General features: G+C 54.1%; 26 protein-coding genes. 14 read left to right on the plus strand and 12 right to left on the minus strand.

The window, feature by feature from the left end:
• Nucleotides 1–23: 23 nt before the first annotated feature.
• Entirely contained in the window at nt 24–278 is a 255-nt protein-coding gene (locus AC4PCC_RS08670) for a biofilm/acid-resistance regulator YmgB/AriR (protein ID WP_492127096.1), read from the minus strand.
• Nucleotides 279–578: 300 nt separating this feature from the next.
• On the opposite strand from AC4PCC_RS08670, the gene ymcF reads away from it, so the two are divergent.
• A complete protein-coding gene (ymcF, locus tag AC4PCC_RS08675) occupies nt 579–740 on the plus strand; it encodes a cold shock small protein YmcF (protein WP_492127097.1) in 162 nt (53 codons plus the stop codon).
• A gap of 284 nt (nt 741–1,024) precedes the next feature.
• Here ymcF and AC4PCC_RS08680 read toward each other — a convergent pair whose 3' ends face one another.
• Both AC4PCC_RS08680 and AC4PCC_RS08685 read right to left on the minus strand, forming a co-directional pair.
• Nucleotides 1,025–1,219 carry a hypothetical protein gene (locus tag AC4PCC_RS08680; protein WP_492127098.1) on the minus strand — a complete coding sequence of 65 codons (195 nt, stop codon included), beginning with the start codon at nt 1,217–1,219 and terminating at the stop codon, nt 1,025–1,027.
• 395 nt (nt 1,220–1,614) lie between these two features.
• The gene (locus AC4PCC_RS08685; RefSeq protein WP_345827921.1) at nt 1,615–2,172 is read right to left on the minus strand and encodes a helix-turn-helix domain-containing protein; all 558 of its coding nucleotides are present in this window, start codon (nt 2,170–2,172) and stop codon (nt 1,615–1,617) included.
• Between the two features lie 369 nt (nt 2,173–2,541).
• Here AC4PCC_RS08685 and AC4PCC_RS08690 point away from each other — a divergent pair, with 369 nt between their 5' ends.
• The 6 genes from AC4PCC_RS08690 to AC4PCC_RS08715 all read left to right on the plus strand — a co-directional run bounded on the left by AC4PCC_RS08690 (nt 2,542) and on the right by AC4PCC_RS08715 (nt 6,772).
• Complete coding sequence (locus tag AC4PCC_RS08690; protein WP_492127099.1) at nt 2,542–2,913, plus strand: antiterminator Q family protein; 372 nt, start codon at nt 2,542–2,544, stop codon at nt 2,911–2,913.
• Nucleotides 2,914–3,235: 322 nt separating this feature from the next.
• Nucleotides 3,236–3,703 carry a lysozyme gene (locus tag AC4PCC_RS08695; RefSeq protein WP_492127100.1) on the plus strand — a complete coding sequence of 156 codons (468 nt, stop codon included), beginning with the start codon at nt 3,236–3,238 and terminating at the stop codon, nt 3,701–3,703.
• Entirely contained in the window at nt 3,700–4,047 is a 348-nt protein-coding gene (locus AC4PCC_RS08700) for a DUF7940 domain-containing protein (protein WP_492127101.1), read from the plus strand. The genes AC4PCC_RS08695 and AC4PCC_RS08700 overlap by 4 nt, the downstream gene beginning before the upstream one ends.
• The gene (locus tag AC4PCC_RS08705) at nt 4,044–4,340 is read left to right on the plus strand and encodes a hypothetical protein (protein ID WP_492127102.1); all 297 of its coding nucleotides are present in this window, start codon (nt 4,044–4,046) and stop codon (nt 4,338–4,340) included. The genes AC4PCC_RS08700 and AC4PCC_RS08705 overlap by 4 nt, the downstream gene beginning before the upstream one ends.
• Nucleotides 4,341–4,619: 279 nt before the next feature.
• A complete protein-coding gene (locus tag AC4PCC_RS08710) occupies nt 4,620–6,368 on the plus strand; it encodes a putative phage tail protein (protein ID WP_492127103.1) in 1,749 nt (582 codons plus the stop codon).
• Nucleotides 6,369–6,505: 137 nt separating this feature from the next.
• Nucleotides 6,506–6,772, plus strand: a complete 267-nt coding sequence (locus AC4PCC_RS08715) for a hypothetical protein (RefSeq protein WP_067700889.1) — start codon at nt 6,506–6,508, stop codon at nt 6,770–6,772.
• Nucleotides 6,773–6,812: 40 nt separating this feature from the next.
• On the opposite strand, the gene AC4PCC_RS08720 is transcribed toward AC4PCC_RS08715, so the two are convergent.
• A complete protein-coding gene (locus AC4PCC_RS08720; RefSeq protein ID WP_492127104.1) occupies nt 6,813–8,066 on the minus strand; it encodes a GGDEF domain-containing protein in 1,254 nt (417 codons plus the stop codon).
• A gap of 615 nt (nt 8,067–8,681) precedes the next feature.
• On the minus strand, nt 8,682–9,005 hold the full coding sequence (locus AC4PCC_RS08725; RefSeq protein ID WP_492127476.1) for a DUF6388 family protein: 324 nt from the start codon (nt 9,003–9,005) through the stop codon (nt 8,682–8,684).
• A 209-nt stretch (nt 9,006–9,214) separates the two neighbouring features.
• Between AC4PCC_RS08725 and yedD the strand changes: the two genes are divergently transcribed.
• Nucleotides 9,215–9,697, plus strand: a complete 483-nt coding sequence (gene yedD / locus AC4PCC_RS08730) for a lipoprotein YedD (RefSeq protein ID WP_492127105.1) — start codon at nt 9,215–9,217, stop codon at nt 9,695–9,697.
• Here yedD and AC4PCC_RS08735 read toward each other — a convergent pair.
• The 7 genes from AC4PCC_RS08735 to fliD form a co-directional block, all read right to left on the minus strand.
• Nucleotides 9,685–9,963, minus strand: a complete 279-nt coding sequence (locus AC4PCC_RS08735; protein WP_492127106.1) for a hypothetical protein — start codon at nt 9,961–9,963, stop codon at nt 9,685–9,687. The genes yedD and AC4PCC_RS08735 overlap by 13 nt on opposite strands.
• A 413-nt stretch (nt 9,964–10,376) precedes the next feature.
• Nucleotides 10,377–10,544, minus strand: a complete 168-nt coding sequence (locus AC4PCC_RS08740; RefSeq protein ID WP_492127107.1) for a hypothetical protein — start codon at nt 10,542–10,544, stop codon at nt 10,377–10,379.
• A 248-nt stretch (nt 10,545–10,792) separates the two neighbouring features.
• A complete protein-coding gene (locus AC4PCC_RS08745; protein ID WP_492127108.1) occupies nt 10,793–11,047 on the minus strand; it encodes a hypothetical protein in 255 nt (84 codons plus the stop codon).
• A gap of 789 nt (nt 11,048–11,836) precedes the next feature.
• Nucleotides 11,837–13,318, minus strand: coding sequence for an alpha-amylase (gene amyA / locus AC4PCC_RS08750; RefSeq protein WP_492127109.1), 1,482 nt, complete (start codon nt 13,316–13,318; stop codon nt 11,837–11,839).
• 139 nt (nt 13,319–13,457) lie between these two features.
• Nucleotides 13,458–13,820, minus strand: a complete 363-nt coding sequence (gene fliT, locus AC4PCC_RS08755) for a flagella biosynthesis regulatory protein FliT (RefSeq protein WP_492127110.1) — start codon at nt 13,818–13,820, stop codon at nt 13,458–13,460.
• Nucleotides 13,821–14,231 carry a flagellar export chaperone FliS gene (gene fliS, locus AC4PCC_RS08760; RefSeq protein ID WP_345827909.1) on the minus strand — a complete coding sequence of 137 codons (411 nt, stop codon included), beginning with the start codon at nt 14,229–14,231 and terminating at the stop codon, nt 13,821–13,823.
• Between the two features lie 16 nt (nt 14,232–14,247).
• Complete coding sequence (gene fliD, locus AC4PCC_RS08765) at nt 14,248–15,654, minus strand: flagellar filament capping protein FliD (protein ID WP_492127111.1); 1,407 nt, start codon at nt 15,652–15,654, stop codon at nt 14,248–14,250.
• A 280-nt stretch (nt 15,655–15,934) separates the two neighbouring features.
• Between fliD and AC4PCC_RS08770 the strand changes: the two genes are divergently transcribed.
• The 6 genes from AC4PCC_RS08770 to AC4PCC_RS08795 all read left to right on the plus strand — a co-directional run bounded on the left by AC4PCC_RS08770 (nt 15,935) and on the right by AC4PCC_RS08795 (nt 24,583).
• On the plus strand, nt 15,935–17,221 hold the full coding sequence (locus tag AC4PCC_RS08770; protein WP_492127112.1) for a FliC/FljB family flagellin: 1,287 nt from the start codon (nt 15,935–15,937) through the stop codon (nt 17,219–17,221).
• Between the two features lie 207 nt (nt 17,222–17,428).
• Nucleotides 17,429–20,956, plus strand: a complete 3,528-nt coding sequence (locus tag AC4PCC_RS08775; RefSeq protein ID WP_492127113.1) for a glycosyltransferase — start codon at nt 17,429–17,431, stop codon at nt 20,954–20,956.
• 168 nt (nt 20,957–21,124) lie between these two features.
• Nucleotides 21,125–22,093, plus strand: a complete 969-nt coding sequence (locus tag AC4PCC_RS08780; protein ID WP_345827903.1) for an HNH endonuclease signature motif containing protein — start codon at nt 21,125–21,127, stop codon at nt 22,091–22,093.
• 144 nt (nt 22,094–22,237) lie between these two features.
• Nucleotides 22,238–22,960: an RNA polymerase sigma factor FliA gene (locus tag AC4PCC_RS08785; RefSeq protein WP_492127114.1), complete on the plus strand. Its 723-nt coding sequence runs from the start codon at nt 22,238–22,240 to the stop codon at nt 22,958–22,960.
• A gap of 42 nt (nt 22,961–23,002) precedes the next feature.
• Nucleotides 23,003–23,506 (plus strand): flagella biosynthesis regulatory protein FliZ, encoded by a 504-nt coding sequence (fliZ, locus tag AC4PCC_RS08790; protein ID WP_416250342.1) that lies wholly within the window; start codon nt 23,003–23,005, stop codon nt 23,504–23,506.
• A gap of 90 nt (nt 23,507–23,596) precedes the next feature.
• The gene (locus AC4PCC_RS08795; protein WP_492127115.1) at nt 23,597–24,583 is read left to right on the plus strand and encodes a D-cysteine desulfhydrase; all 987 of its coding nucleotides are present in this window, start codon (nt 23,597–23,599) and stop codon (nt 24,581–24,583) included.
• Nucleotides 24,584–24,616 lie beyond the last annotated feature (33 nt).

The following is a 24,616-nucleotide window of genomic DNA, read 5'->3' on the forward strand; positions in this document are numbered from 1 at the left end:
TGCGCTGACCCGGTTTCTGTCGATCATACTAAATCGTCAGGCGTTTGCTGGACAATATATTCCAGCGCGTGACGATAGATATCGAGCTGGATGATATCGGTTTCCTGCTCCAGTTTTTCCAACAGCTTAAGGATGATGGCTTTGTTAGAGACAAAGCCATGACTGGCTGAAAGTTCGGCAATAATCGTGCCGATAACCTCAGATTCACTGCTTAACAAACCGCCAGCAGACTGGAAAATATGCGCCAGCGCTGGCCCGGTAGATGAATTTTGCTGCAAGTGTGAATCTCCAAAAATGGCAGATGCCAGTTAACGCGGCTCGTTTGGACGCACGTGACTGACGGGCCGGATGGTTTCTTTTAAAGTTGTACAACATAAACGCTGCAACAAAGGAACCTCTCCTGTCCATCAGACGCCATACGATGCGGCATGGGTGGGCTGGATGGGATCCCGCGGCAGTAAACTTATATGCAATAGCCAAACTTGTACAATTCCACGCTGATCAATTCGTGCTATCACGCAGGAAGTTACTGACTTTTCAGCGCCATAGTGCGACAGTAGCGTCTCTTAAAACAGATAATGAAGGTTCTTATTCCAAATATAAAATTCAAGTGTCCCACATGCCAGGGATGCCAGTTCCGCTTTTCTACCCACAACGTTTCGCCAAAAAATCCCCACGGCGCCAACTGTATTTTTTGCAAATCCTCAATGTCCGTCAGCTATCGGGTTTACGCAGGCTAGCCCTGAGGCGTAACGACGCCGACCTGAATGTGCAGTAGCTTTACAGCGATCCTCTGTTTATGTCAGAGATTAAGCGGATCGCTGAACCTCCCATCTTCTCCCGTCTTTTCCTAACGCGCCCGAAACGGATGCAGGTCACTTATGCCGGTTCTGAATGCGTTCATCTTTAAGCCTCTCTGTACTGCGATTAAATTGTCTCATGCCACAGCGACCTGCCCTTCTTTCTACTAATAACCCTTGATCGCATCCCATAAAATAAATACTGTATATAAACCCAGTTAATATTACAGGATTTTACCGCGTGACGACTCCCGCACTGCACTCTGCACGCGCTGGCTGCAACCGGAAAGGAGACAGGCAACCTTTCTCGCCAGCCGCTCTTCCTCTCTCAGCAGGGCCAGTTTGGCTGCGCGACGGGATTTATAACGGCTCAGAGATGTTCCCGCGGTTTGGGTTGTTTTCCAGATAATGATGGTCATAAATCCCCCAGAAGACAGGTAGTGATAAGGACACAGGAGACTCCAAAGCGCTTTGCGGAAGAACCGTTTAGCGGTAGTAAAGTATTCCTGCTAAAAACAATAGCTATTGTTATTATTAATATCAATAGTTATCGTACTAATAATTTTAGTTATTGCATTAAGCGTATGATTTTATTAGATTTAAAACTTTAATGGCGCTTTTTTTGCTTTTTTATAGCGAAATTAGTAAAAGCTTTACTAATCTATTCAAATGAATCATTACGCCAAAGCCCCTCTGTCGCTTATGAGTCACAGTGGGCAGGTATTTGTGAGGTTAAATTGATGATATCTGTGCTGCATAGAGTGGCCGGGGGCCGGTATAAGGAAACTATCCTGCAGGGGCAGGATATCAGTACTTACCGCCTTAAATCACGGATGAGAAAGATTGCGACGCCAATCAGTGCGGATCCTTCAGATAGCTCAACAGCGGGTAGTCTGGGGTCATCAACGGTTAAAAAACCATTAGAGGGGCCTTCAAGATAACGGTAAACGGAGACGCGTGAATTGACCTGGGCCATGACCAGGTCTCCAGATTCAGGTGGTACGTCGGTGTCCACGATGACGATACTGCCTGCGGTTGCCTCTGCACAGCCGCTATTTCGGTCAAGAATATAGGCGCGCCAGGTCTTCTTCGCCTTCGCACCATTGGGAGTGGAGACGGCCTCTGACGTCTTTCCCTCGGGTCCCCATACCGCCACGGTAGTGCCACTTTTCACTTTATCAATTGCGGTCAGGCCATTGGCACCGCGCATCTCCCCCTCGCCGCTCGCCAGCCATTCGACGTTAATATCCAGCGCGCGAGCAATATCGACCAGTTTGCGGGAGCCCTCAGCCTCGCCTTTGGTCAGCCGCCAGATTGTAGGTTGTGATACGCCCGATGCTTTAGCTAACGCACCCTGTGTAATTCCCATCATGGTCATAGCCATGTTAAGCCGGTAGGCAAGTGTATTCGGTTTCATATACCAGAATTTATAGCGATGCGTATTTTTCGTCAAACACGCTTTGCTATTGCGTGTTTTAATACTCTATGCTATAACTTACCTCAGTTGATACTTAAACGGTTTAAAAGGGGAGGCCGGAAGCCGGCTCTCCAGTACGCTGCTCTTTAACAATCAGGCCGCCCAGCCTAATCGCTGGCATACCTTAAAAAGGTAATTTTCAACCCTCACGCTCCTGCGCGTCAGAAAAGGCAAATCAGGTCCAATCTAAATTAGCATTTGCGGCCGCGGAGTACAGGATAATTGTTTGCAAACAGTGCCAAACCCATTTTGCAGGAGGTAACGATGCGAAACATAAAACGGTTACTCGAGATGTGGGGAGGCTGGGCGGCCACCGAAAGCAGCGGCGTGAGTTATCCTCACGTTGCCGCTGGCTTCCGGGGATTGATTACCTCAGTACCATCGGGTCGACCACGCTGTGGCGACCGGGATGGGATGATTCTCGACAGCTGTATCAGCCGCCTTATGATAAACCATTCAGATGAACATATGCTGCTGGTTGCGCACTATCTCTACCGTATTTCACTCCGATCAATTGCCCGAAGACGTCACTGTGCTGATGGCACCATCCGAAAAAATGTCCAGACAGCCGAAGGGTTCGTTGAAGGCGCACTGAGTGCCATGGATGTCGTTCTTGAGTGTGAAAAAATAAATTAAAGAAATTTTTATGCGTACGCATTTTACATTCTAAGGTATTAAAAAGGCATTTTGATTCAGGGATACCGTTCTGCGAAAAGGAAAGCCTTCATTCTGTTATAACGCATTTTTTAATTTTTATTCTTTTCCATCCCGAAGGTAACAAGGGCAGGAGAGCTTATTAACCAGGGCGTTTTTTTCGGGGGTGTTATCCAGTGCGCTAAACTCTTTTCCGCGCCGCTATTATAATAAAGCCCTGCTATTTTAATGCGATTTTCCTTTATCAGGAAGCTGTCCATATAACAATGCCGCAGCAGCGGTTATTTAATTTGGGAGATGAAAGATGAGTAAAATAGTACAAATTCTGGCTTATGAGGAAGGCTATAAGGAAAAGCCCTATATTGATACGGAAGGTTATCCAACGGTGGCAAGCGGTATTGTTATTGGGCCAAAGGATGCACCACTGGCGCACTATCAGTTTAGCGTACCTCACAGCGTGGGAGATATCTGGATGCAGAAACTACTGGATGACAAAATAAGCGACATGAATGCCAGGCCCTCACTGACTGTTGCATTGCGGCAGTGTAATCCTGCCCGGGCAGATGTGCTTTATTGCATGGCCTACCAGCTGGGGGTGGATGGATTGAGCGCCTTTAAAAACACGCTGGTGTTAATTTCGAATGGAAATTTTGATGCAGCAGCAGATGGCATGCTGGCCAGCCTGTGGGCCAGGCAAACGCCCGCCCGCGCGAAACGGCTCGCACAGGTCATGCGCAGCGGAGCCTATGATGCATATCAGGGGGTTATATGAAATTTCTCGTATTTTTAGCGGCGGTCATCATCGTTGTAGCCTTACTTCACTGGGTGGTGAAACATGGCAAGGTCGAATTTGTGCTGCATGCCAAACTGCTTTTTAAAACCTGGTCGGTCTGGCTGGCCTCTATTGGATCGGTTGCGGGTGCCTGGGTGCAATCCTTTCCAGACTCGGCGATCAGCGCCTGGAACGGCCTGCCGGAGGACGTGAAGTCCATTCTTCCGCAGCACTATCTGGGCTTTATTGCCTCTTTTATGGTGGCAATGGCGGTGGTATCACAATTTATTCGTCAAAAGCCCCTGCTGGTAATGAAAAATGTAATGACAGGAGATAAATCATGAGCAGTTTCCTCGCGCTGTTTAACAGCGGTAGCCATCTTTTGACCGGGGCCGGCGTGGTTATCGTTGCGCTTATTGTCAGCTGGTTTGGTGGAAAAAAGATTGGCAAAGTGCAGGAGAAAGGGCGGGCTGATGTTGCCGCCGCAAAAGTAGAAGCCGATCGCGTGGCAGTGGTCGCCAATAAACAGGCAAAAACAATAGAGGAGGTGAAAGATGTACAGGCAGCTAATAATGCTCTCGCTGATGATGATGCTCGTCGCAAGCTGCACGAGTCGTCCAGCAACGGTGACAGCTAGTCCACAGGTTATTATCGACTCTTCTTGTACCTATTTTTCTCCCTTACGGACCTATGGAAATGACTGGCAGGTCATGGATATTCGGACGGTAAAAGAAATTAATTTGCATAATGATATCTGGGCGAAATTATGCAAAGTCAAAAAGTAAAATAAATGACTGCGACAGGGAAGTAGTAGCAAAATATAACGTCTGGCGTAATTAATTATCCCCATGTTCATTCTCTAAATAAACATATCAATGAAGGCGATTCGCAATGGCCAATCGCCCCGGAGGTTATTATGATCGAAGTCAATTCATTTGCCGAACTGCGTACGACTGCGCCAGCAAAATCAGGCGATCTTGCCGTGTTACGCCGCTATACGGATAAAGACTCATCCTATCGCGGCGGCGGTGATTTTGTCGGGTTTACCGGCACCTGTCCCCAGGCGGATGATTCAGGTACCTATGCCGTCGGCAGTGGCTTTTACTGGAAACGCATTATCAACAACCCGGAGGATATGAATATCTATCATTTCGGCGGGAAGGGTGATGGCGTAACGGATGACAGCGGCCCATTTAAGTTGATGATGAACTGGGCGCAAAATTACAACAGCGTAGCGAAAGACCTGGGTGTTCGGTTCCCGTCAGGCAAGTTCCTGATCAACCCCATCGACTATTCTGCAACGGCGATGGCCTTTTTCTATGTGACCGGTGATGATAATCCACACGGCGGATTGCCCAGGACGACCATCATTTCCAATAAATCCACGTCGCCCGTTTTCAAAGTGCAGGCCAGGCGCGTCGCGATTGAAGGGATCTCCTGGGATGGGCAGGCGTCAGCGGATACGACCACCAATAAAGTGGCGATTACGGCAGCAATGTGCAGTAACCAGCAGCCGTTCTTTCAAAATACCATTGTGGCCGGTCAGTCAGTCATTATCTCACGCTTTCGCGCGCAGAATAACGGCGGTACGGTGATCAAGCTGCTGGATACGCTGGATACCAAGTTTGACCAGATTTATACCCTTAACACTTACGGAAGGGTATTTGATGTGACCTGGTCAGATACGGCGGCAGGTGCCTGGGATCACTCAACGGCTATCGAACTGACCAACGCCAATTTCCAGACCGGCTACGGCGATGCGACGTTGTATATGCCGCGAGTTACCCAGGGTTTGCTTCATAACGTCTGGATTGAGCATTCGCGCTTTCCCGGCAATCTCAGCGACGGTAACTGGATTGTGGATGCGCTGAGCATCGAGTCCTGTGACAATGCGCTGAATATGAACAACACCCGTCTGCAGCTTAAGCAGCTTAACCTCCAGTCTGGCGGTAACATCACGACCAATACCGACTCCACCCGCTGGCTGTCAGGCTATGAATACGGCTGGCGTCGCGACGAGCACTTCGGCACGATAATGACCGGTTCGATGAAGGCAGGCTGGTACAGCGGCTTTAAAGTCACTAACACCACCGCCACCGATAACTGGTACAAGCTGGGTAAAGTTAACCTGCCGAAGGATAACCAGCAGTGGCTTATCGAGATGATCAGTAAGGTGACGAATGATGTGCTGGTTGCAACGGCCACCAGTCCGGTAACCTCGGTATCGTCCGGCTACACCTGGCTGAGTATCTCCCGCTGCTCAACGGCGATTTATGCCGATATCCAGCATAAAGGTTCGCCGGCGGTACTGGACGTGAAGCTTAACCGAATCGGCCTGACCTATGCCGAAATCTGGGTGAAGCTGAAAGCCGCCAGTGGTGACATGGTATTTAACCTGACCTCAACCGGGCCTACCCGTTTTGAATCAGGGGAGTGTAACCTGTTCGCGCCTGATTTAACGCAGGTCACGGACACCAGTACCATCGGGACTACGTCGCCGAATGCCCGTATGAGCATGCATAACGGTCTGGCGGGCGTCGGGGCTAATGAGAAGGGCGTGCTCACGCTGGCTACCCTTAGCGCAACGGCTCCAGCCACCACCACGGCGGCAGGCTATGTCACGGTTAACATTAATGGCACGGATCGCAAAATTGCCTACTTCTGAGTATTTTTCTCTTCAGGCCGCCCGCGCTGGCGGCCTTTTTTTGCCGCAAGGTTTGGTTAAAAAAGTGTTAATGAACTTCTCACTGTCATAAGAGTCAGAATTTATGAACACTTTTTTAACCAGATAAGGATAAATGCATGAGCGATAATCAGGAACGCAAATCACCGACCGAACATTTACGTGACGTGACCTCGCAGCTGAAAGAGATGCGCCACTATGCACAAACCAATACGGAAACGCTGTCAACCCACTGGCTGGCCTTTGATCAGGGCGAATTTAAGCACCCGGAGTTTGCTGCAAGAGTGAACGAACTGCTGACGAAGCAGGGTACGTTACTTGATGAGCTGGATAGCACCATTCAGGACATTGAAATCGAAGCTAACCGCATCGATAACGAAGCCTGAATGGGTTCGATCACAACCCGCCACGGCGGGTTGTATCATTTTAGAGGGTAAACTCCGGACTCACGCGATTGCGGCCGCTACTTTTAGCAATATAGAGCTGTTCATCGGCCGTTCTGATTGACGCCTCGAGGCTGTCAGAGTCGATAATGTCCAGCGCACTCACACCAATGCTCACCGTAATGTTGAGGATTTGCCCGTCGTAAATAATGGTATGTTGCTCAATACTGCGGCGCAGTCGGTCGGCCAGGATACTGGCTCGCGGTGGTGAAACGCCTTCAATCAGTATCAAAAATTCCTCACCGCCCATGCGGCTGACAATAGCCGTCGGCGGTAGCGACTGACGGATACACTCAACCGTTTTAACCAGCACGTGATCTCCTGCCGCATGGCCCCAGGTATCGTTAATACTTTTGAAGCGATCAATGTCCATAATGAACGCCGCGCCATAAAAATGACCCTGCTTATTTTTTCCTGCGGCCAGGGCATTCAGCCGTGACGACAGCCCGCTGCGCGTCAGTGCGCCGGTGAGGAAATCGTAGTCAGCACGTTTAGTCATACGCGCAACCAGCTTTTTCTGCGTGGTGGTGCTGAGAGCAACAATCAGTGGGCTAATGGTCATCGCCGCGACGCCAAGTCGCGCCGAAGCCAGGCTGTCGATAAGGAAAAAGTCGTCTGCACCCTGAATATTCAGTATATGGCCTGCCACCAGGATGATTTCAGCAATACCGGTCACCCCCGTTAGCACACAGGTAAAGAAGATCGGGTAGCTAATGGCGCACCACATCAGCGCGGGCAGGGGGAACATCAGGCTGCCGCCGCCGCCGACATAAATCCCCGTGACGGTAGTGATAACCAGGGACAACAGCGGCAACAGAGTACTTTGCTTTATCTCACATAACAGAGCGCTAAGCTCTCCGCGGCGGGGCAGGGTAATGGCCAGCGGCAGCAGCAGGATAGAGGTTGATACCTGTTCACAAAACCAGGAAATCCAGCCTTTGAGCAGATCGTCATGAAAATAGTGCTGGCTGGCTAACGACCCCACTGCCGCACAGACGCCCGCCCCGAGAATGGAAGCGGGAAATACCCTCATCAACGCCTGCAGCCGTCGTGGTCGGGGATGCTGCAATAAATCCGCCAGCAGCACCGCCTTACCCACGGTGATAAAGGCGAGGTTGGCGATATTTAAAGTCAGCGACATGGCTAAGGGTGTGCCGGAAAACAGATCGGCCAGTACCATGCCGCTATAAATAGCAGGTAAGCTGAGTGACGTTTCAATCTTTGGAAAGCGTACCATTATACCCAAAAGAAGGGCGTTACACGGCCAGAATAGAGAAAGCGCCTGAACGGTGCGGCAATTTATACCCAGCGTGGCTAAACAGAAGGAGAAAAAAAATAAGAATATGGCTGAATCGAGTTTATATTTAATTATTGGCATTGTTCTGGCTCAAAGTTCTTACAGGCCCTGGCACTGCGGGAGGTCGCACTATGACAGGGTTACAGAGCCTGTGCAGACCTCACAACAGGCTTAACGCCGCATTTCTTACGGTAAAACTCTGCCCGGTTAACATACGCGACCCGGTTCTCTAACGCAATAACACCGGACCTTTCGCATTAATTATACTTATACGGATGAATATTCTGGTGGAGGTTTTATTACGTCCCCATGCGATTATTAATTATCCTAAAAAGTTTATTATCTCCAGGTCACAGGCTGTAAGCATATATAGCGCAAACAGTTGCCGTTATCGAACGATAATCTGCTGTGACATCTGCTTTGGGAGCATTCTTAGCAGGTGCTTACGCAGCAAAAAAGCATTTTTCCGGGTTAAATTTAAAAAAAGGATGGCACTGTTTAGGAGGGATAGCACATAAAGATGTTGAAGGGGCCGCGGGAGCAGGCCCCGAGCGCTTAAAGTTCGTTCTTAATACAAAATTCTTCCCAGCTCATCCCCAGCGCTTCCGCATGCTGGCGCAGATAGGTTTCGATAGCGGCAGCCGCCACGTCTTTATCCGGCTCTGCCAGCTGGATGGCAAAGAGCATACCATCAAGTTTTTTCTCGCGGGTAAAGGCGGCCCAGGCGCGGTCGGTTTGCATCGACTGTAACTGTTCCAGCGACATGCCCAGCGCCTGCGCATCCTCTTCCTGGAGGTTGTCGATTCCCTGCTTTATTTCAGGGTAGGCCTCAAGAAACAGGCTTCTGGCAGTGGTGTAATACTCTTCAATTGTTTTCATCATTTGTCCTGCACGTAATAATGCACGTCAGTTTACACCGGGGCGCGGTTTGGTGAAATGCCAGTGGGTGCAGATGTTGCTGCTGCATGCGTGAATGGGCGTTTGAAGCGAATATTGCTATGGCTGAAGGGGGCAACGGTATGAAGCTGCTTGCGGTGGTTAATCAGAAATTATAACGTAGCGCCTGGTCGAGGAGTCAGGAACTGAAAATGAAAAATTGGATTATAATGACCGCAGCAGCCGTCGCGCTGTCAGGCTGCGCACAGATACCTAATTACCATAATGTGGTTAAAACGCCTCCGCCTGCCGATCTGGTGGGGAACTGGCAGACGATGGGGCCGCAAAAAGGTCTGGTTAGTAAAGAGGCGGTGGCAAGCCTGATCGTGACCGCCGCGGGCGATACGCTTGACTGCCGTCAGTGGCAGCGGGTCATTGCCAAACCCGGCAAGGTGACTCGCCTCGATGATCGTTGGGTTAACGTGAATAATGAAGCCCGCGTGATGCCGCTGGAGCGGGAAGGGATGACGCTCCACTATGACAAGCTGGTGCTGCAAAAAGTGCAGCAGCCGACGGCAGAGTGTCAGAATGCGCTGGCACATGTGAATGATGCCCCAACACCGAAGCCGAAAGCGACTGTTTCCAGCAGCGGTAAGGCGCACCATAAGCCTATGCTGAGAAATCAGAAGTCCTGACGGGCGGGCGAGGGGCATTCCGGCGGACAATTCTGGCATTTGCCGATCAGTTGTTTGGGCTGCCATATCTGCGATGCCGGTGTCAGGGTTTCCGGCACTCTGCGGGTTAGCGGGTTAGCTGCAATGCCAGCTCTCCCGGTGGACAATCCCAGCGTTTGCCGGGCGTCCTCACGCCACGCTCCGCGTGGTGCCTTTGGCTCCGACTCCAGGCCGGACGGCCCGGTCGCGAGCGGGCGTCCCTGCCCGCCGCTCCCTGAGAGCAGCATCCCTGCTGCCCTCGCCTGGCCCTCCGTTTTCGCCGCAGCGCTGCGGATTGCCCGTCAACCGCAGGGATTGTCCACCTCTCAGGCTTCTGCGTTGCTTCAGGTAAAACCCATTTGTCGTTCCGTCATTACCAGAACGACTTCAGGTTAAGCCCTGTTCGCACGCGGATTTGTGGCCCCTTTCAATGACACTTGCTTTCCTGAATTGCATAATTCATTTCGCATTAAACCCGGCGAAAAATTTCCTGTACTCACCGGAACTGCGTATATCCGCAGCCAGCACAATGCAAAAGGATCGGGTGTGGGGTTACGGATGTCAGGATTTCCGGCACTCTGCTGATTGGCTGATTGGCTGATTGGCTGGTTGGCTGGTTGGCTGGTTGGCTGGCTGGTTGGCTGGTTGGCTGGTTAGCGGGTTAGCGGGTTAGCTGGTTAGCTGCAACGCCTGCTCTCCCGGTGGATAATCCCAGCGTTTGCCGGGCGTCCTCACGCCACGCGTTGCGTGGTGCCTTTGGCTCCGACTCCAGGCCGGACGGCCCGGTCGCGAGCGGGCGTCCCTGCCCGCCGCTCCCTGAGAGCAGCATCCCTGCTGCCCTCGCCTGGCCTTCCGTCTTCGCCGCAGCGCTGCGGATTGCCCGTCAACCGCAGGGATTGTCCACCTCTCAGGCTTCTGCGTTGCTTCAGGTAAAACCCATTTGTCGTTCCGTCATTACCAGAACGACTTCAGGTTAAGCCCTGTTCGCACGCGGATTTGTGGCCCCTTTCAATGACACTTGCTTTCCTGAATTGCATAATTCATTTCGCATTAAACCCGGCGAAAAATTTCCTGTACTCACCGGAACTGCTTATAGCCGCAGCCAGCACAATGCAAAAGGATCGGGTGTGGGGTTACCGGTGTCAGGGTTTCCGGCACTGCTGGTTGGCTGGTTGGCTGGCTGGCTGCAACGCCTGCTGTCCCGGTGGATAATCCCAGCGTTTGCCGGGCGTCCTCACGCCACGCTCCGCGTGGTGCCTTTGGCTCCGGCTCCAGGCCGGACGGCCCGGTCGCGAGCGGGCGTCCCTGCCCGCCGCTCCCTGAGAGCAGCATCCCTGCTGCCCTCGCCTGGCCTTCCGTCTTCGCCGCAGCGCTGCGGATTGCCCGTCAACCGCAGGGATTGTCCACCTCTCAGGCTTTTGAGTTGCTTTTACCCGCAGTCAGCACAATACAATAAGCAGGCGGGTGGGGCCCGGTGACAGGCAATCCGCAGCGCTGAGGGCAGGGAGGAAGACCCGGATGGACCAGCAGGCGACGGTAGCGACTCTTTAGCGAAAAGGTTTTCTTATTTGCGGTTTTTTTCCGCAATAAAATCGGATAAAGAGTTTCCTGAAACCCCGGAACCGTTGTTACCCGCAGTCAGCACAATGCAAAAGGAGCAGACGGGTGGGGCCCGGTGACAGGCATTCCGCAGCGCTGAGTGCAGTAAGGAAGACCCGGATGGGCCAGCAGGGATGCTGGCACAAGGGCATGCCGGGACAGGGATGTCCCGTCATGCCCGGTCCGAAAGGTCGACGAGCGGAGCGAAGGGACCGCGCCACGCGCGGCGCGAGGACCGCCAGGCACCGGGCCCCACCCGTAGGCGACACCTCCAGCTTTTGTAGCGCCGGGCCCCACCCGTAGGCGACACCTCCAGGCGACACCTCCAGCTTTTGTAGCGCCGGGCCCCACCCGTAGGCGACACCTCCAGCTTTTGTAGCGCCGGGCCCCACCCGTAGGCGACACCTCCAGCTTTCGTAGCGCCGGGCCCCACCCGTAGGCGACACCTCCAGCTTTTGTAGCGCCGGGCCCCACCCCCAGGCGACACCCCAGGACTGTGCAGCACCGGGCCCCACTCGGAACTTACTCCTGAATCACCCAGACGCTCAGACTACCCGCATTACAGCGGAAAACTGCGCTTCCCCCCTCATCCGCGGTGACCCCCTCCTCGCGGTGCCCCAGAAAATCGTACCAGTGCGTGCCCGCAAAGCCCTCACCCAGTGACAGCGTCTTCTCCCCCTCATCACCGTTGGACATCACCACCACGCAGCCGGGATGATCCTCCGTGCCGCTGCGGGCAAAGGCCACGCAGTTAGGGTGATCGAACCACTCGGTCTGCACACCGTGCGCGTAAAGCTGACGGGCACGAATCAGCGCTTCCAGCTCAGGGATAACCGGCATCTCAATCTTGTAAATCTCACCGTCGGACCCTTCATCTTCATACTGCGCACCAAAAAGATCGGGATAGAAAACCGCAGGCACACCCTCTTCGCGCAGCAAAATCAGCGCATAGGCCAGAGGCTTGAACCAGGGCTCGACTGGCGCTTCCAGTGACTGAAGCGGCTGGGTATCATGGTTAGCGACAATCGTCACCGCGTGCCACGGATCGTGGGCGACCAGCGTATCGCTGAAAATCTGGCTGAGATCGAAACCGGCACCCTCGCGTGAGGCGTTGTGAAACTTCATCTGCAGCGGGGCATCAAACAGCATGGTCTTGCCTTCGACCTGGTGTATATAGTGCTGGAGCTTATCCACCTCATGCGACCAGTACTCGGCCACGATAAACATCGGCCGATCCGCCACCTCCTGAATATGATCGATCCACTCCCTGTAAAACCAGGCCGGAATATGTTTTACCGCGTCGAGGCGAAACCCGCTGCACGGCAGCGTCTCCATCATCCAGCGCGCCCAGTATTTCAACTCCTCGGTCACCGCCCGGTTGCGGAAATCGATATTCGCCCCCATCAGATAATCAAAATTACCCAGCTCATCATCAACCTGGCTGTTCCAGCCTTCACCGGTATAGTCGTTAACGATTTTAAACACGCCGTTCTCATCGGGGTTCTCAATGTGGTCGACGCCGCTAAAGCACTTATAATCCCAGACAAACTTTGAATACTGCCCCGCGCGCGGCGGGAAGGTGAAACGCGTCCACGCCTCAGCCCCGATAACCTCACTGTCGATCTCATCCCGATTATCCGGATTCACCCGGTTAACCTGCACCTGCTCCTTTTCATCCGCGCCCATCTTATGGTTCAGCACGATGTCCATAATCACGCCAACCTGATGGTCACGAAGCGCAGTGACCGCTGCAATAAGCTGATCTTTATCGCCATATTTCGTGGCGCGGGAACCCTTTTGCTCAAATTCACCCAGGTCGAAAAGATCGTAGGTGTCATAGCCTACCGAAAAGCCACCGGACTCGCCTTTTGATGCGGGCGGCAGCCAGACGTCGGTAATGCCAATTTCAGCCAGCCACGGCGCCCGGTCGGCGGCCTCTGGCCAGAGCTTACTGCCTGTGGGGTAATACCAGTGAAAGAATTGCAACAGCGTGGGATTGCGCATGTCCTTGCTCCAGTTTCAACAGCGATGAGTCTGAAGTATGGAGCAGGCTGCGGAAAAAGCGCGGGTCACGGCGTAATATTCTGCTGCACGCTGACCCGCTGGCGAGTGTGGGGAAAAGTCATAGGCAAATATTATTATTTCAGGTGGATTGATGCGGGAAAAGCACGACTCCAGACAGTTTTCCGTACGCTGAATTAACCGACTTCTGACGGGTGTTTTGCCCAATCAGATCGGCGAGTTCGCCCATCCGATGCTGAAGCATACGTTTCACTTCGGCTTCGTTGTCCAGAATATGACGCAATACGGGACGCAGCTGATCCAGCGTTTGCGCCGGAATGGCCACGTCGCGGGTTGTTTCCGCCAGTTTTTCAACGGTGCTGACGTAATTGACTTCCGTATCGATCAGCTCATCCCACCGACCTTCTGAGGCCAGACGCAGCATAGACTGGCTGATCATTAACAACTGCTGATAAATTCCGAACATATGCGGGGCGATATTCATTTAGACGGCGTCCTGAACCAGAGCAGGTGAACCTGAAACTTCTTTCCAGGCATCGGCGATATTGCGCAGCAGCGCTTCAACTTCTTCAATCACACTCACATCATTATCAAGATTCGCCCGCAGCAGACGGTGTACCATATAACGATACAGACCAATCAGATTCTGCGTCAGCTCGTCCGTACTGCTTTCATCCAGCCCCACTTTTAAGCCGTTATCAATGATGTTAATGGCTTTGGACAGGGACTCTCCCTTTTTAACAATGTTGCCATCCTGCAAAAATAACCGTGCGCGAACCAGGGCGCTCAGCGCCCCGTCGAACAGCAGGGTGATCAGCTGGTCAGAGCTGGCGCTCATTACCGCGCTTTCCACACCAATTTTTGCATAGGCTTTGGTACCGCTTGCGCTATACATTACGACTCCTTACGTCTTAAGAACTGCTTGAAGAACTGCTGGTAGTGAACTGAGAAGTCAGGTATGAGCTGGTGCTGTTTAGCTTGCTCATCATTACGTCCAGCGCGGTAAACTGTGTTTTATAGCGCGCAATCGTATCATCAATGCGGGTGCTTTCAGCATTGTACTGGGTGGTCAGATTGTTCAGCGTCTTACTCACGCCATCCGTTGCCGTCTGCAAGATACCGGTGGTTGATAACCAGCTGGTGAGATTGGTCGCGATAGTGGTCGTGATGCCGGTGGTTTTACCATCGCCGACGATCATCTGCTTTACACCATCCGGATCTTTCGTGAGCGCGGCGGTCAGGGCGGTGCTGTCCAGCTTCAGATCACCGCTGGTCGGGTCGGTCGTCACGCCAATCTGCGCCAGCGTTTTATAGGTTGATGAGCTGGCGGCGTTAGTCAGCATGCTTTTCAACTGCGACTGGATAGTGCGCAGGGTACTGTCGCCCAGCAGGGCGCCATTGCTGCTGTCCTGAGAGGTGGCCTGCGTCGTGACGGCGGTATATTTGGTCAGGCTGGCAAAGCTATCCTGCAGGCTGTTATAGGCGTTAACCCAGTCGCTGATAGCGCTGGAGGCGCTGGTGGTATCCTGAGTCACCGTCAGCGTCTGATTACCGCTGGTGGTGTCGGTCAGGTTGAGGGTAATCCCTTCCAGCGCATCGCTGATGGTGTTACTGCTGTTTTCAATCGCAACGTTGTTTACCGTCAGTTTGGCATTTTGCGCCGCAACGCTCTGGGTCATATTGCTGCTGGAGGTACCGTCGTAGTTGAGGATCCCCTGTAGCGTACTGTCGCCGCTTACGCTTATCGTCGCAGCATTATCGGTGCCGGTTGCGTTCGAGGTCATCGACAGGCGATAGCTGCCATCGCCCACTTTAATAATGCTGGCGGTAACGCCTGCATCCGCTTTATTGATTGCATCGCGAATGCCGGTCAGCGAAGAGTTCGCTGCGCTAACGGAGACCGCAACGGCTTTATTGCCGTTCGCCTGCTGGATGGTAATGGTGCTGTCCGAGGTGCCCAGCGCGGTGGTGTTGCTACTCTGCACCGCCGAGGTCAGCGTCTGCGCCGTGGCCAGCTGAGATACGCTAACGGTATATTTACCGGCTACCGCACCTGTCGTGGTGGTGGCGCTAAATGCGCTGGAGGTGCTGGTCGCCTTGGTGGAAGCAAACAGGGCGGCGCTGTTCAGTGCGGTATTCGCAGTCTGAAAAGAGGTCAGTGAACTCTTCAGCGTACCGTAGGCGCTCAGCTTTGCCGTATAGGATGACTGCTGCGTTGAAATCGGCGTCAGTGAGGCCTTTTCAGCGGTTTGCAGACTACTCAGAATGGTGCTCAAATCAAGGCCGGAACCGATACCCAGTGTAGAGATGGTAGCCATAATAATTCCTTTATGTCGTCAACACGGAGAGTGAATAGCGTAGTTATCGGCCAGCTATGGGTAAAGTTTACGACTATTTGCATCGGGTTAATAAAGCGAATAGCGCTAATAGAGAAGGGTATTTCGGAGAGTAGACAGGTCTGGAAAAATAATCTGCCTGGGATAAAAAAAATTCTAAAGGTTAGGGGAGGGCAGACGATAACAACCTTGACGGCGATGAAGCCGGGGGGCAAACAGCCCAACCAACTTAACCCGAAATGATTTAACAGGAAACTTTATCATGGCACAAGTAATCAATACTAACAGCCTCTCGCTGATCACCCAGAACAACATCAACAAGAACCAGTCTGCTCTGTCTACTTCTATTGAGCGTCTGTCTTCTGGTCTGCGTATCAACAGCGCGAAAGATGACGCCGCTGGCCAGGCAATTGCTAACCGTTTCACCTCTAACATTAACGGCCTGACTCAGGCATCACGTAATGCTAACGACGGTATCTCTGCCGCGCAGACCACTGAAGGCGCACTGTCAGAAATAAACAACAACTTACAGCGCGTTCGTGAACTGACCGTACAGTCTCAGAACGGCACCAACTCCGATTCCGACCTGTCTTCAATCCAGGACGAAATCAAATCACGTCTGGACGAAATCGACCGCGTATCCGGTCAGACTTCATTCAACGGCGTGAACGTACTGGCGAAAGACGGTACCATGAAAATCCAGGTTGGCTCAAACGATGGCGAAACCATCTCTATTGACCTGCAGAAAATCGACTCATCTACTCTGGGCCTGAAAGGCTTCTCCGTAAGCAAAAATGCTCTGAGCCTGAGTGACGACATCACTACCGTTGGCAACGCTTCTTCTGGTGCGGTTTCTACCGTTGACCTGAGCTCAGTAGCTTCTGGCCTGGGCGTTGCAGCAAGCGGCCTGTCTCTGCACAGCGTGCTGGATGCATCGGGTAAAGCGACCAACAACTACGTGGTTTCTTCCGGTAGCGACAACTACTCCGTATCTGTAGGTTCAGGCGGCGCGGTTAAACTGAACACCACCACCGTTAACTACACCGACACCACCAACGGCGTAACCAGCGGCGTGATGACCGGTAAGTCAATTAAAGTTGGCGCAGACGCCAGCGGCAATGCGGTTGGTTTCGTTAGCGTGCAGGGCAAAGACTATAGCGTTGATTCGGCTGACATCGTTAACGGCGGCGACACGGCTACCACCGCGACCACCAGCGACGTGGGCGATATCTCTTCAACCGGTAACACCAAGGTTTACTCTGGTTCAGCGACAAGCGACCCTCTGGCAATGCTGGACAAAGCCATCGCGTCAGTGGATAAATTCCGTTCAAGCCTGGGTGCGGTACAGAACCGTCTGGGTTCTGCCATCACTAACCTGAACAACACCACCACTAACCTGTCAGAAGCACAGTCTCGTATTCAGGATGCTGACTACGCAACAGAAGTTTCTAACATGTCTAAAGCGCAGATCATTCAGCAGGCAGGTAACTCTGTGTTGGCAAAAGCTAACCAGGTTCCACAGCAGGTTCTGTCTCTGCTGCAGGGCTAATCGCTCTATAAAAATCTCTGATAAGGCCCCGCAACTGCGGGGCTTTTTTTTGCCTGAAAAAGAGGGGGCTGATATCCGGGAATAGCCCCACTTTGCCCGCCTTCTTGAGCGATTGATTTCTCATCAGCTGACTATGATGGGATAAATTATTTTCCCCTGCGCCCCGAGTGGTCCGGGCAGCCGGGGACCTCGGGAGAATTGCCACTCATGACCCAGCCTTTAGTCAGTATTATACTCAGTGCCCAGATCCCTACCTGGTTTGAAGAGGCGCTCAAAAGCGCCCTTAATCAGGATTATCCGCACTGCGAAATTTTGATTGCCGACAGCAGCGGCGATAAATTCATCCCCGCGCTGTTGCAGCCCTGGCTCGACCAGCCGGCTCATCCGATCCGCCACCTGATTTACGATAAAAATCACCCCGGCATTTACGAGGCGGCGATCAAAGAGGCGAAGGGCGACTATTTAAAATTTCTGACCGATGCCGAACTGCTGGCAACCGACTGCGTTAGTACGCTGGTGTCGGCGATGGAGCAGTTTCCCGACTGCCAGGTCGCGGCCTCTAAGCGCAGGCGCATTGGGCCGGAGTATGAAGAACTCCCCGATCTGATTGCCACTGCGGCATTTCTCAGCGAGAACAGCCTGCTTAATGGCCAGGATTTTTTACGTTATCAGACGACCCTGCACTTTAGCCTGATTGGCGAGCTGACTGCCGCCCTGGTGCGCCGTGAAGATATTCTGGCGATGATGCCGGAGGATACGCCGCTGTTTCAGGTGGGGGAGGAGAAACTCGAGCACGTCGAAGGACTGCTGATTTTTTGCCGCCTGCTGGTGAAAGGAACGCTGGCCTACTTCCCGGCCCCGCTCTGCTCCATTCGCGTTTCTGACATCTATTCGCAGCCGCAGCAGCATGAAGGCTGGCCTATCGTGCAAAAAAACCGCGAAATCGTGTTCGACACCCTGCGCTTTGAGCCCTGGTACGTTGCCGACACCGGCGCGATCAATATGGTGCGGGTGGCACCGATGTCGCAGCCTGAGGCCTTTATTCGCATCAATCTCAGCGGCCTGCAATATCAAAACCTTAATCTGAATGCGTTAGGCGGCTGGCTGAGCGAGCGCAGGCTTAAGCCTTTTCAGCAGGCGCTTCTCACCGCTCGTGCGGGGGAACATCCTGAACCTGTCCGCGTGGCGGTGGTGATCACCGTTACCGACGAAAATCGTCAGCATTTGCCGCAGACGCTGAACTCGCTGGCGCATCAGAACAGCGCGACTCTTCAGCTTACGCCGATGCTGGTGGGAGCTATGGATGACAATATCGCCGGGGTGCTTAGCTACCCGGCGACGGCAGAGACCCGGCTGGCCACCATTAATGCCCTGATAGAAGAACATCAGTGCGGCTGGTTCCTCTTTATTGACGCGGGCAGCGAGTTTCACCCGTCAGGCCTGATTGCGCTCTCCACCAGCCTGCCGGAGGCGGACAGCGTGCTGGCGCTCTACGCCGACGAGTTTTTCTATATTGACGATCTGCCAACCGGCATGGCTTTTCGCCCGGACTTCACGCTCGACCTGCTGCTCAGTTCGCCGAAAATTATGGCGCAGCACTGGCTGTTCCGGCGCGAACTGCTGGTAGCGGCAGAAGGGTTTGACCTCAGCTATCCCGCCTCCGCAGAATTCGATCTGATTATCAAACTGATTGAGTCGCAGGGCCTGAACGTGGTGGGGCATCTGGCCGAACCGCTGCTGACCGCACGGCTAAAAAATCGCGTGATAACCGAAGATGCGGCGATCGTTGAGCGCCATCTGCATAATCGCGGCTATCCTGACGCGCAGATCGCGCTGGACAGCTACTACAACTATCGGCTGCGCTACCAGCATGGCACACAGCCGAAGGTATCCATCGTTATTCTGGCCAACTGGCACCTGCCGTCCCTGATTAGCTGCGTCACCACGCTGCTGGAGAAAACCCGCTATCTGAATTATGAAGTGCTGATCGTGGCAGACAACCAGAGCAGTCCGGAGCGGGATGCGTGGCTGACGCGCATCGGCGAGGTGGATCCACACCGGATACGGGTGGTGAACTACGCCCAGCGCTATCAGCGCGCCGCGATGGTGAATCTGGCGGCGCAAAGCGCACAGGGTGACTATCTGCTGTTGATGCACAGCGAACTGGCGGTCACCGACGGCGAGTGGCTGGATAACCTGCTTAACCATGGACAGCGCCCGGAAGTGGCGGTGGTGGGCGGTAAACAGCTGACCTCGCAAAACAAGATCCGCCACGCCGGGTATATTCTCGGCGTCAATGGCGCGGCGGGCGAGGCCTTTCGCGGTCAGGATGATACCCATCCAAGCTACCTGGGACGTCTGCATCTCGACCAAAACTACAGTGCGGTGTCCGGCGACTTTATGCTGGTGCGCAAAGAGGTCTTTATCGCGCTCGGCGGCTTTGACGATACGCATCTGCTGTATGATGACGTCGATTTCTGCCTGCGGGCGCGCAGCCAGGGCTATATGACCGTCTGGACGCCTTATGCGCGCATCCTGCGTCCTGCCGCCCGTCAGAATCCGTTCCCGGGTGAAACGGTGCATACTTCAGGCAAGCTGAAACAGCAGGAAGAGGACAAACTCTTCAGCGGCTGGATGCCGATTATCGCCAACGATCCGGCCTTTAACGCTAACCTGTCGCTGAAAAGCCGCCATTTCGATGTGAACAGCGACAGTTCGCTCAGCTGGAATCCGGTTCAGCGGGAAAAGCTGCCGGTCTTTATGGCGCATAATGCCGATATGTCCGGCTGTGGCTATTACCGCATCACCACGCCGTTTGAAGCGATGCAGAGAGAAGGCTATGCCGAGGGTAAAGCCAGTTATACCCTGCTGAGCATCAGTGAAATGGGCAGGATCAAGCCGGACAGCCTGATCATTCAGCGCCGCTACGCGCCTGCTTTCCACCAGTGGATAGAGCGTACCCGTAAGCTGACCGACGTCTTCAAGGTGTTCGAGCTGGATGACTACATCCTTAACGTGCCGATGAAGCATTATCAGCGCAGCCACTTTAAGCAGGAAATCGCCGCGCAGCTGCGTAAAAGCCTCACCTATTTTGACCGCTTTATCGTTTCCACACCGCCGCTTGCCGAGGCGCTGAGCGATATGCACAGCGATATTCAGGTGGTGTTAAACCGCCTGCCGGTTAACCGCTGGGGTGGGCTGCAAAGCCTGCGTCATCAGGGGCGCAAGCCGCGTATCGGCTGGGCCGGTGGGGCGAGCCATACCGGCGATCTGGAGATGATCGTTGACGTGGTGAAAGAGTTTGCCGGTGAGGTGGAGTGGGTGTTCTTCGGCATGTGCCCACCGAAGCTGCGCCCGTGGATTTATGAGTTCCATCATGGGGTTGACCTTAGCCTCTATCCGGCGAAGCTGGCCTCGCTAAATCTGGATCTGGCGCTGGCGCCGGTGGAAGATAACCTGTTTAACAGCTGTAAAAGTAACCTTCGCCTGCTGGAATATGGTGCCTGCGGCATTCCGGTGATTTGCAGCGACGTCGAGTGCTACCGTGGCCATGACCTCCCGGTCACCCGCGTACGCAATCGCTTTATTGACTGGCGGGATGCGATTCGGATGCACCTGGACGATGAACAGGCCAGCGCGCGGATGGGTGAGCAGCTGCAAACCCTCGTCCGGCGTGACTGGATGCTGACCGGGGACAACGTCAGGCTCTGGTCCCAGGCCTGGCAGGGGAACTGATAGCGTCAGAGGGGGCGGCACTGTCGCCCCTTTTTTCTTCCGTTTGCTCCCCCTGCACCTGAACCCTACAGAAACGCCCGCCGCTGCCGATAACAGAGCATTGATATCCCCTTTTACGCTTCAGACATGTTGAAAAGGCATGGTGAAGCCTATTCTCTGGAGTGACCTATGCGCTTCAACGTCGATCTGATCCCCGGGGATCTGCTGAGCTTCGAGGAGATCGCCCGACGCTATGCGATCAGGTTTCCCGACGAGAAGGAGCTGACGGCGCGGGCGCTGCTCAGCCCGTCAACCAGCTACCGCAACTTAGTCATCCGCGCCGTCTTTGCCAATGATGAAACCAACAGCCCGCTGGAAGATTTGCTGTTTATCTCTAACGATAACGAACGCAAAAATTACCTGCGACGGCTGGAGTACTACCTCAAACAGCAGCTGCCCTTTTTCTATTTTCGACGCACCGAACAGGCGAAACAGGCCCACTGCTGGAAGGTGATGGGGGAAAGCCGCGTCTATGCCATGGTCGATCCCGCTTCGGCGGCCGCCCAGAACCTGATTGGCAGCCGGGGATACAAGCTCTCGATGATGCGCCAGGAGGGGGAGGATGAATACTGGCAGCTGTATGACACCCAGGCGCATCCCTGCTTTAGCGTCTCCCGGCGCATTCAGTTTATTGCGGTACTGACCAGCGTACTGATCGGCCCACCCGCAGGGGTGATCGCCGGTACGCAGGTAGGCAGAAAGGTGCGTATGAAAGTATGGCAGCGCGCCAGCCAGGCCGAGTTTAGCGCCGCCGTACAGGCACGCTACGGCGCCTGCGTGATAACCGGCACGCGGCTGCTCAGCAGCGCCAGCTACCCCTGGGTCGAGCCGTGCCATATCATCATGCGCGATAACGAAGACGGACTGCTTCAGGACAATGGCGTCGATAATGGCCTCTATTTGCGCAGCGATCTCCAGCGGCTTTTTACCAGTCGTCTGCTAACCATAGACGCCGCGAGCGGCATCGTTCATCTACGCCGCGCCGCCATGGGCGAAACCGACCTGAGTACCGCCTACCATGACATTGACGGCAGAGTGTGCGCACTGTGGCACCTGGTACCCGAGGCCACGCGCGACAAACTTCGTCTGCCTGCCTGACTTCCTGAATGGCGGTTGCGCAACGCGCCGCTTTCTTAAACAAAATTGAAATAAACCGCCTTTATTAGCGCTATTCCACCAATCAATCTTCCCTACAGAAACAGATAATCGTGCCGATAACTTAACTAACGCAGGGTAGTCAGAGTGAACGATCTCTATACCGCCGATGGGGTGATGGACAAAAACTCGCTGTGGCAGCGTTACGTACCGCTGGTACGTCACGAAGCGCTGCGTCTGCAGGTCAGATTACCTGCCAGCGTTGAACTGGATGACCTGCTACAGGCAGGAGGAATAGGGCTGCTTAACGCCGTGGAGCGCTACGACGTGCTACAGGGAACGGCCTTCACCACCTACGCCGTACAGCGCATCCGTGGGGCCATGCTTGACGAACTGCGCAGCCGCGACTGGGCACCGCGCAGCGTGCGACGTAACGCACGTGACGTTGCGGGCGCCATGCATCGCGTTGAACAGTCACTTGGCCGCTCGGCAACCGAGCAGGAAGTTGCGGCACAGCTGGACGTGTCGTTAGAGGATTACCGGCAGATCCTGCTGGATACCAATAACAGCCAGCTGTTTTCCTACGACGAATTTCGGGAAGAACACGGTGACAGCGCCGAGCTGGTGACGGAAGGCCATGAAGAGGCTAATCCGCTTCACCAGCTGCTGGAAGGGAACCTTCGCGAACGCGTCATTGAAGCGATCGAGGCGTTGCCCGACCGCGAAAAAATGGTGCTGACGCTTTACTACCAGGAAGAGCTGAATCTGAAAGAGATTGGCGCAGTGCTTGAGGTCGGGGAGTCCCGGGTCAGTCAGCTGCACAGTCAGGCGATAAAACGCCTGCGCGCCCGGTTAGCGGGAGCGCGCTGACGGAGTCAGCTTTGCACTCTCAACACCAACCGGGGACTCAAAATGAGATCCAGTACAAAAATGAGGCCGCTGAGCCGTTATTTGAAAGACTACAAACACAGCCAGAGTAACTGTTCGCACTGTGGCAAGGTGCTGGACCGTATGGCGCTGGTGTTTCGCGGTCAGATAATAAACAAGGAGGCTATAGCCCGGATGGATCAGCTGATCGACGATCAGGTGTGGCTGAAACTGCAAAATGAACTGACGGCGCTGTGCCGCTTTTGCAGTGATATCTTTTGCAATACGCATCCAAATTATTTCGACATCATGGCGTTTAAACAATATCTGTTTGAGCAGACCGAGATGAGTCATAGCACGATCCGTGAATACGTTGTGCGCCTGCGTCGCCTTGACGATATGCTGTCGGCGCGCAATTTCCCCGCTGAAAAACTCAGCGGGAACAGCTGGCACGAATGCCTGGAAAATGACCTTCCTGACGCCGGGAACAATAATTACCGCATCGCCCTGCGCAAATATGACCAATTTTTAGGCTGGCAGCGAAATTAGGTCCGCGCTGAACGCCTCTTTTACGTTACCTTTTGGCTCTCTTCTGTAAAACTGTAAGGATAACCGTTTGCGCTTTCCACGGAGGCTGCGTTGTCCTTACATCTTTTATCTTCCTTTCCCAAATTAGAGCTGCTGGGTGCGCCCACGCCGCTTGAGTATCTTCCCCGTCTCTCCGACCACCTGGGCCGCGATATCTTCATTAAACGTGACGACGTCACGCCTGTCGCGCTGGGCGGAAATAAGCTGAGAAAGCTGGAGTATCTGGCCGCTGACGCGCTGCGTCAGGGCGCAGATGTTCTGCTGACCGCCGGGGCCATCCAGTCTAACCACGTCCGACAGACGGCCGCCGTTGCCGCTAAGCTGGGGCTGAAATGCGTCGCGCTGCTGGAAAACCCGATCAATACCGCGTCAGAGAATTACCTGAGCAACGGCAACCGTCTGCTGCTGGAGCTGCTGGCGACCGAGGTAATCATGGTCGATGCGCTATATGACCCGGATGCCCAGCTTGCGGAGCAGGCCACCCGGCTGGAGGCACAGGGCTTTCGTCCCTATGTGGTGCCGGTGGGCGGCTCAAACGCGCTGGGTGCGCTGGGCTACGTTGAATGCGCACAGGAGCTGGCACACCAGTCGGAAGGCGTGGTTGATTTTGCCGCAGTGGTGGTGGCTTCCGGTAGCGCAGGTACCCATGCGGGGCTGGCGGTGGGGCTGGAGCTGCTGCTGCCGGAAACCGAACTGATTGGGGTCACCGTCTCACGCCGGGCAGCGGAGCAGCGGCCAAAAGTTGAGGCCATCCGTCAGCAGCTCTCCGCTTCGCTGGCGCTGACCTCCTCAGCGCCTGTTACCCTGTGGGATGACTATTTCGCGCCGCAGTACGGTATGCCAAACGAAGAAGGGCTGGAGGCCATCAGGCTGCTGGCACGGCTTGAGGGCATCTTCCTTGACCCGGTTTATACCGGTAAAGCGATGGCCGGTCTGATTGATGGTATCAGCCAGCAGCGCTTCACGCGTGAAGGCCCCATCGCCTTTATTCATACCGGCGGTGCGCCTGCGTTATTTGCTTATCACCATATGGTCTAAGCTGTATCGGGTAATTTATCGCTGCCATCTGGT

This window comes from Erwinia sp. L03-1, assembly GCF_058686115.1.

What these genes read in the sequence shown, in the direction of transcription:
- ymcF (WP_492127097.1), top strand. Translation starts at nt 579, where the DNA reads ATGAAGGTTCTTATTCCAAATATAAAATTCAAGTGTCCCACATGCCAG.
- AC4PCC_RS08680 (WP_492127098.1), bottom strand. Translation starts at nt 1,219, where the DNA reads ATGACCATCATTATCTGGAAAACAACCCAAACCGCGGGAACATCTCTG.
- AC4PCC_RS08685 (WP_345827921.1), bottom strand. Translation starts at nt 2,172, where the DNA reads ATGATGGGAATTACACAGGGTGCGTTAGCTAAAGCATCGGGCGTATCA.
- AC4PCC_RS08690 (WP_492127099.1), top strand. Translation starts at nt 2,542, where the DNA reads ATGCGAAACATAAAACGGTTACTCGAGATGTGGGGAGGCTGGGCGGCC.
- AC4PCC_RS08695 (WP_492127100.1), top strand. Translation starts at nt 3,236, where the DNA reads ATGAGTAAAATAGTACAAATTCTGGCTTATGAGGAAGGCTATAAGGAA.
- AC4PCC_RS08700 (WP_492127101.1), top strand. Translation starts at nt 3,700, where the DNA reads ATGAAATTTCTCGTATTTTTAGCGGCGGTCATCATCGTTGTAGCCTTA.
- AC4PCC_RS08705 (WP_492127102.1), top strand. Translation starts at nt 4,044, where the DNA reads ATGAGCAGTTTCCTCGCGCTGTTTAACAGCGGTAGCCATCTTTTGACC.
- AC4PCC_RS08710 (WP_492127103.1), top strand. Translation starts at nt 4,620, where the DNA reads ATGATCGAAGTCAATTCATTTGCCGAACTGCGTACGACTGCGCCAGCA.
- AC4PCC_RS08715 (WP_067700889.1), top strand. Translation starts at nt 6,506, where the DNA reads ATGAGCGATAATCAGGAACGCAAATCACCGACCGAACATTTACGTGAC.
- AC4PCC_RS08720 (WP_492127104.1), bottom strand. Translation starts at nt 8,066, where the DNA reads ATGGTACGCTTTCCAAAGATTGAAACGTCACTCAGCTTACCTGCTATT.
- AC4PCC_RS08725 (WP_492127476.1), bottom strand. Translation starts at nt 9,005, where the DNA reads ATGAAAACAATTGAAGAGTATTACACCACTGCCAGAAGCCTGTTTCTT.
- yedD (WP_492127105.1), top strand. Translation starts at nt 9,215, where the DNA reads ATGAAAAATTGGATTATAATGACCGCAGCAGCCGTCGCGCTGTCAGGC.
- AC4PCC_RS08735 (WP_492127106.1), bottom strand. Translation starts at nt 9,963, where the DNA reads ATGCTGCTCTCAGGGAGCGGCGGGCAGGGACGCCCGCTCGCGACCGGG.
- AC4PCC_RS08740 (WP_492127107.1), bottom strand. Translation starts at nt 10,544, where the DNA reads ATGCTGCTCTCAGGGAGCGGCGGGCAGGGACGCCCGCTCGCGACCGGG.
- AC4PCC_RS08745 (WP_492127108.1), bottom strand. Translation starts at nt 11,047, where the DNA reads ATGCTGCTCTCAGGGAGCGGCGGGCAGGGACGCCCGCTCGCGACCGGG.
- amyA (WP_492127109.1), bottom strand. Translation starts at nt 13,318, where the DNA reads ATGCGCAATCCCACGCTGTTGCAATTCTTTCACTGGTATTACCCCACA.
- fliT (WP_492127110.1), bottom strand. Translation starts at nt 13,820, where the DNA reads ATGAATATCGCCCCGCATATGTTCGGAATTTATCAGCAGTTGTTAATG.
- fliS (WP_345827909.1), bottom strand. Translation starts at nt 14,231, where the DNA reads ATGTATAGCGCAAGCGGTACCAAAGCCTATGCAAAAATTGGTGTGGAA.
- fliD (WP_492127111.1), bottom strand. Translation starts at nt 15,654, where the DNA reads ATGGCTACCATCTCTACACTGGGTATCGGTTCCGGCCTTGATTTGAGC.
- AC4PCC_RS08770 (WP_492127112.1), top strand. Translation starts at nt 15,935, where the DNA reads ATGGCACAAGTAATCAATACTAACAGCCTCTCGCTGATCACCCAGAAC.
- AC4PCC_RS08775 (WP_492127113.1), top strand. Translation starts at nt 17,429, where the DNA reads ATGACCCAGCCTTTAGTCAGTATTATACTCAGTGCCCAGATCCCTACC.
- AC4PCC_RS08780 (WP_345827903.1), top strand. Translation starts at nt 21,125, where the DNA reads ATGCGCTTCAACGTCGATCTGATCCCCGGGGATCTGCTGAGCTTCGAG.
- fliZ (WP_416250342.1), top strand. Translation starts at nt 23,003, where the DNA reads ATGAGATCCAGTACAAAAATGAGGCCGCTGAGCCGTTATTTGAAAGAC.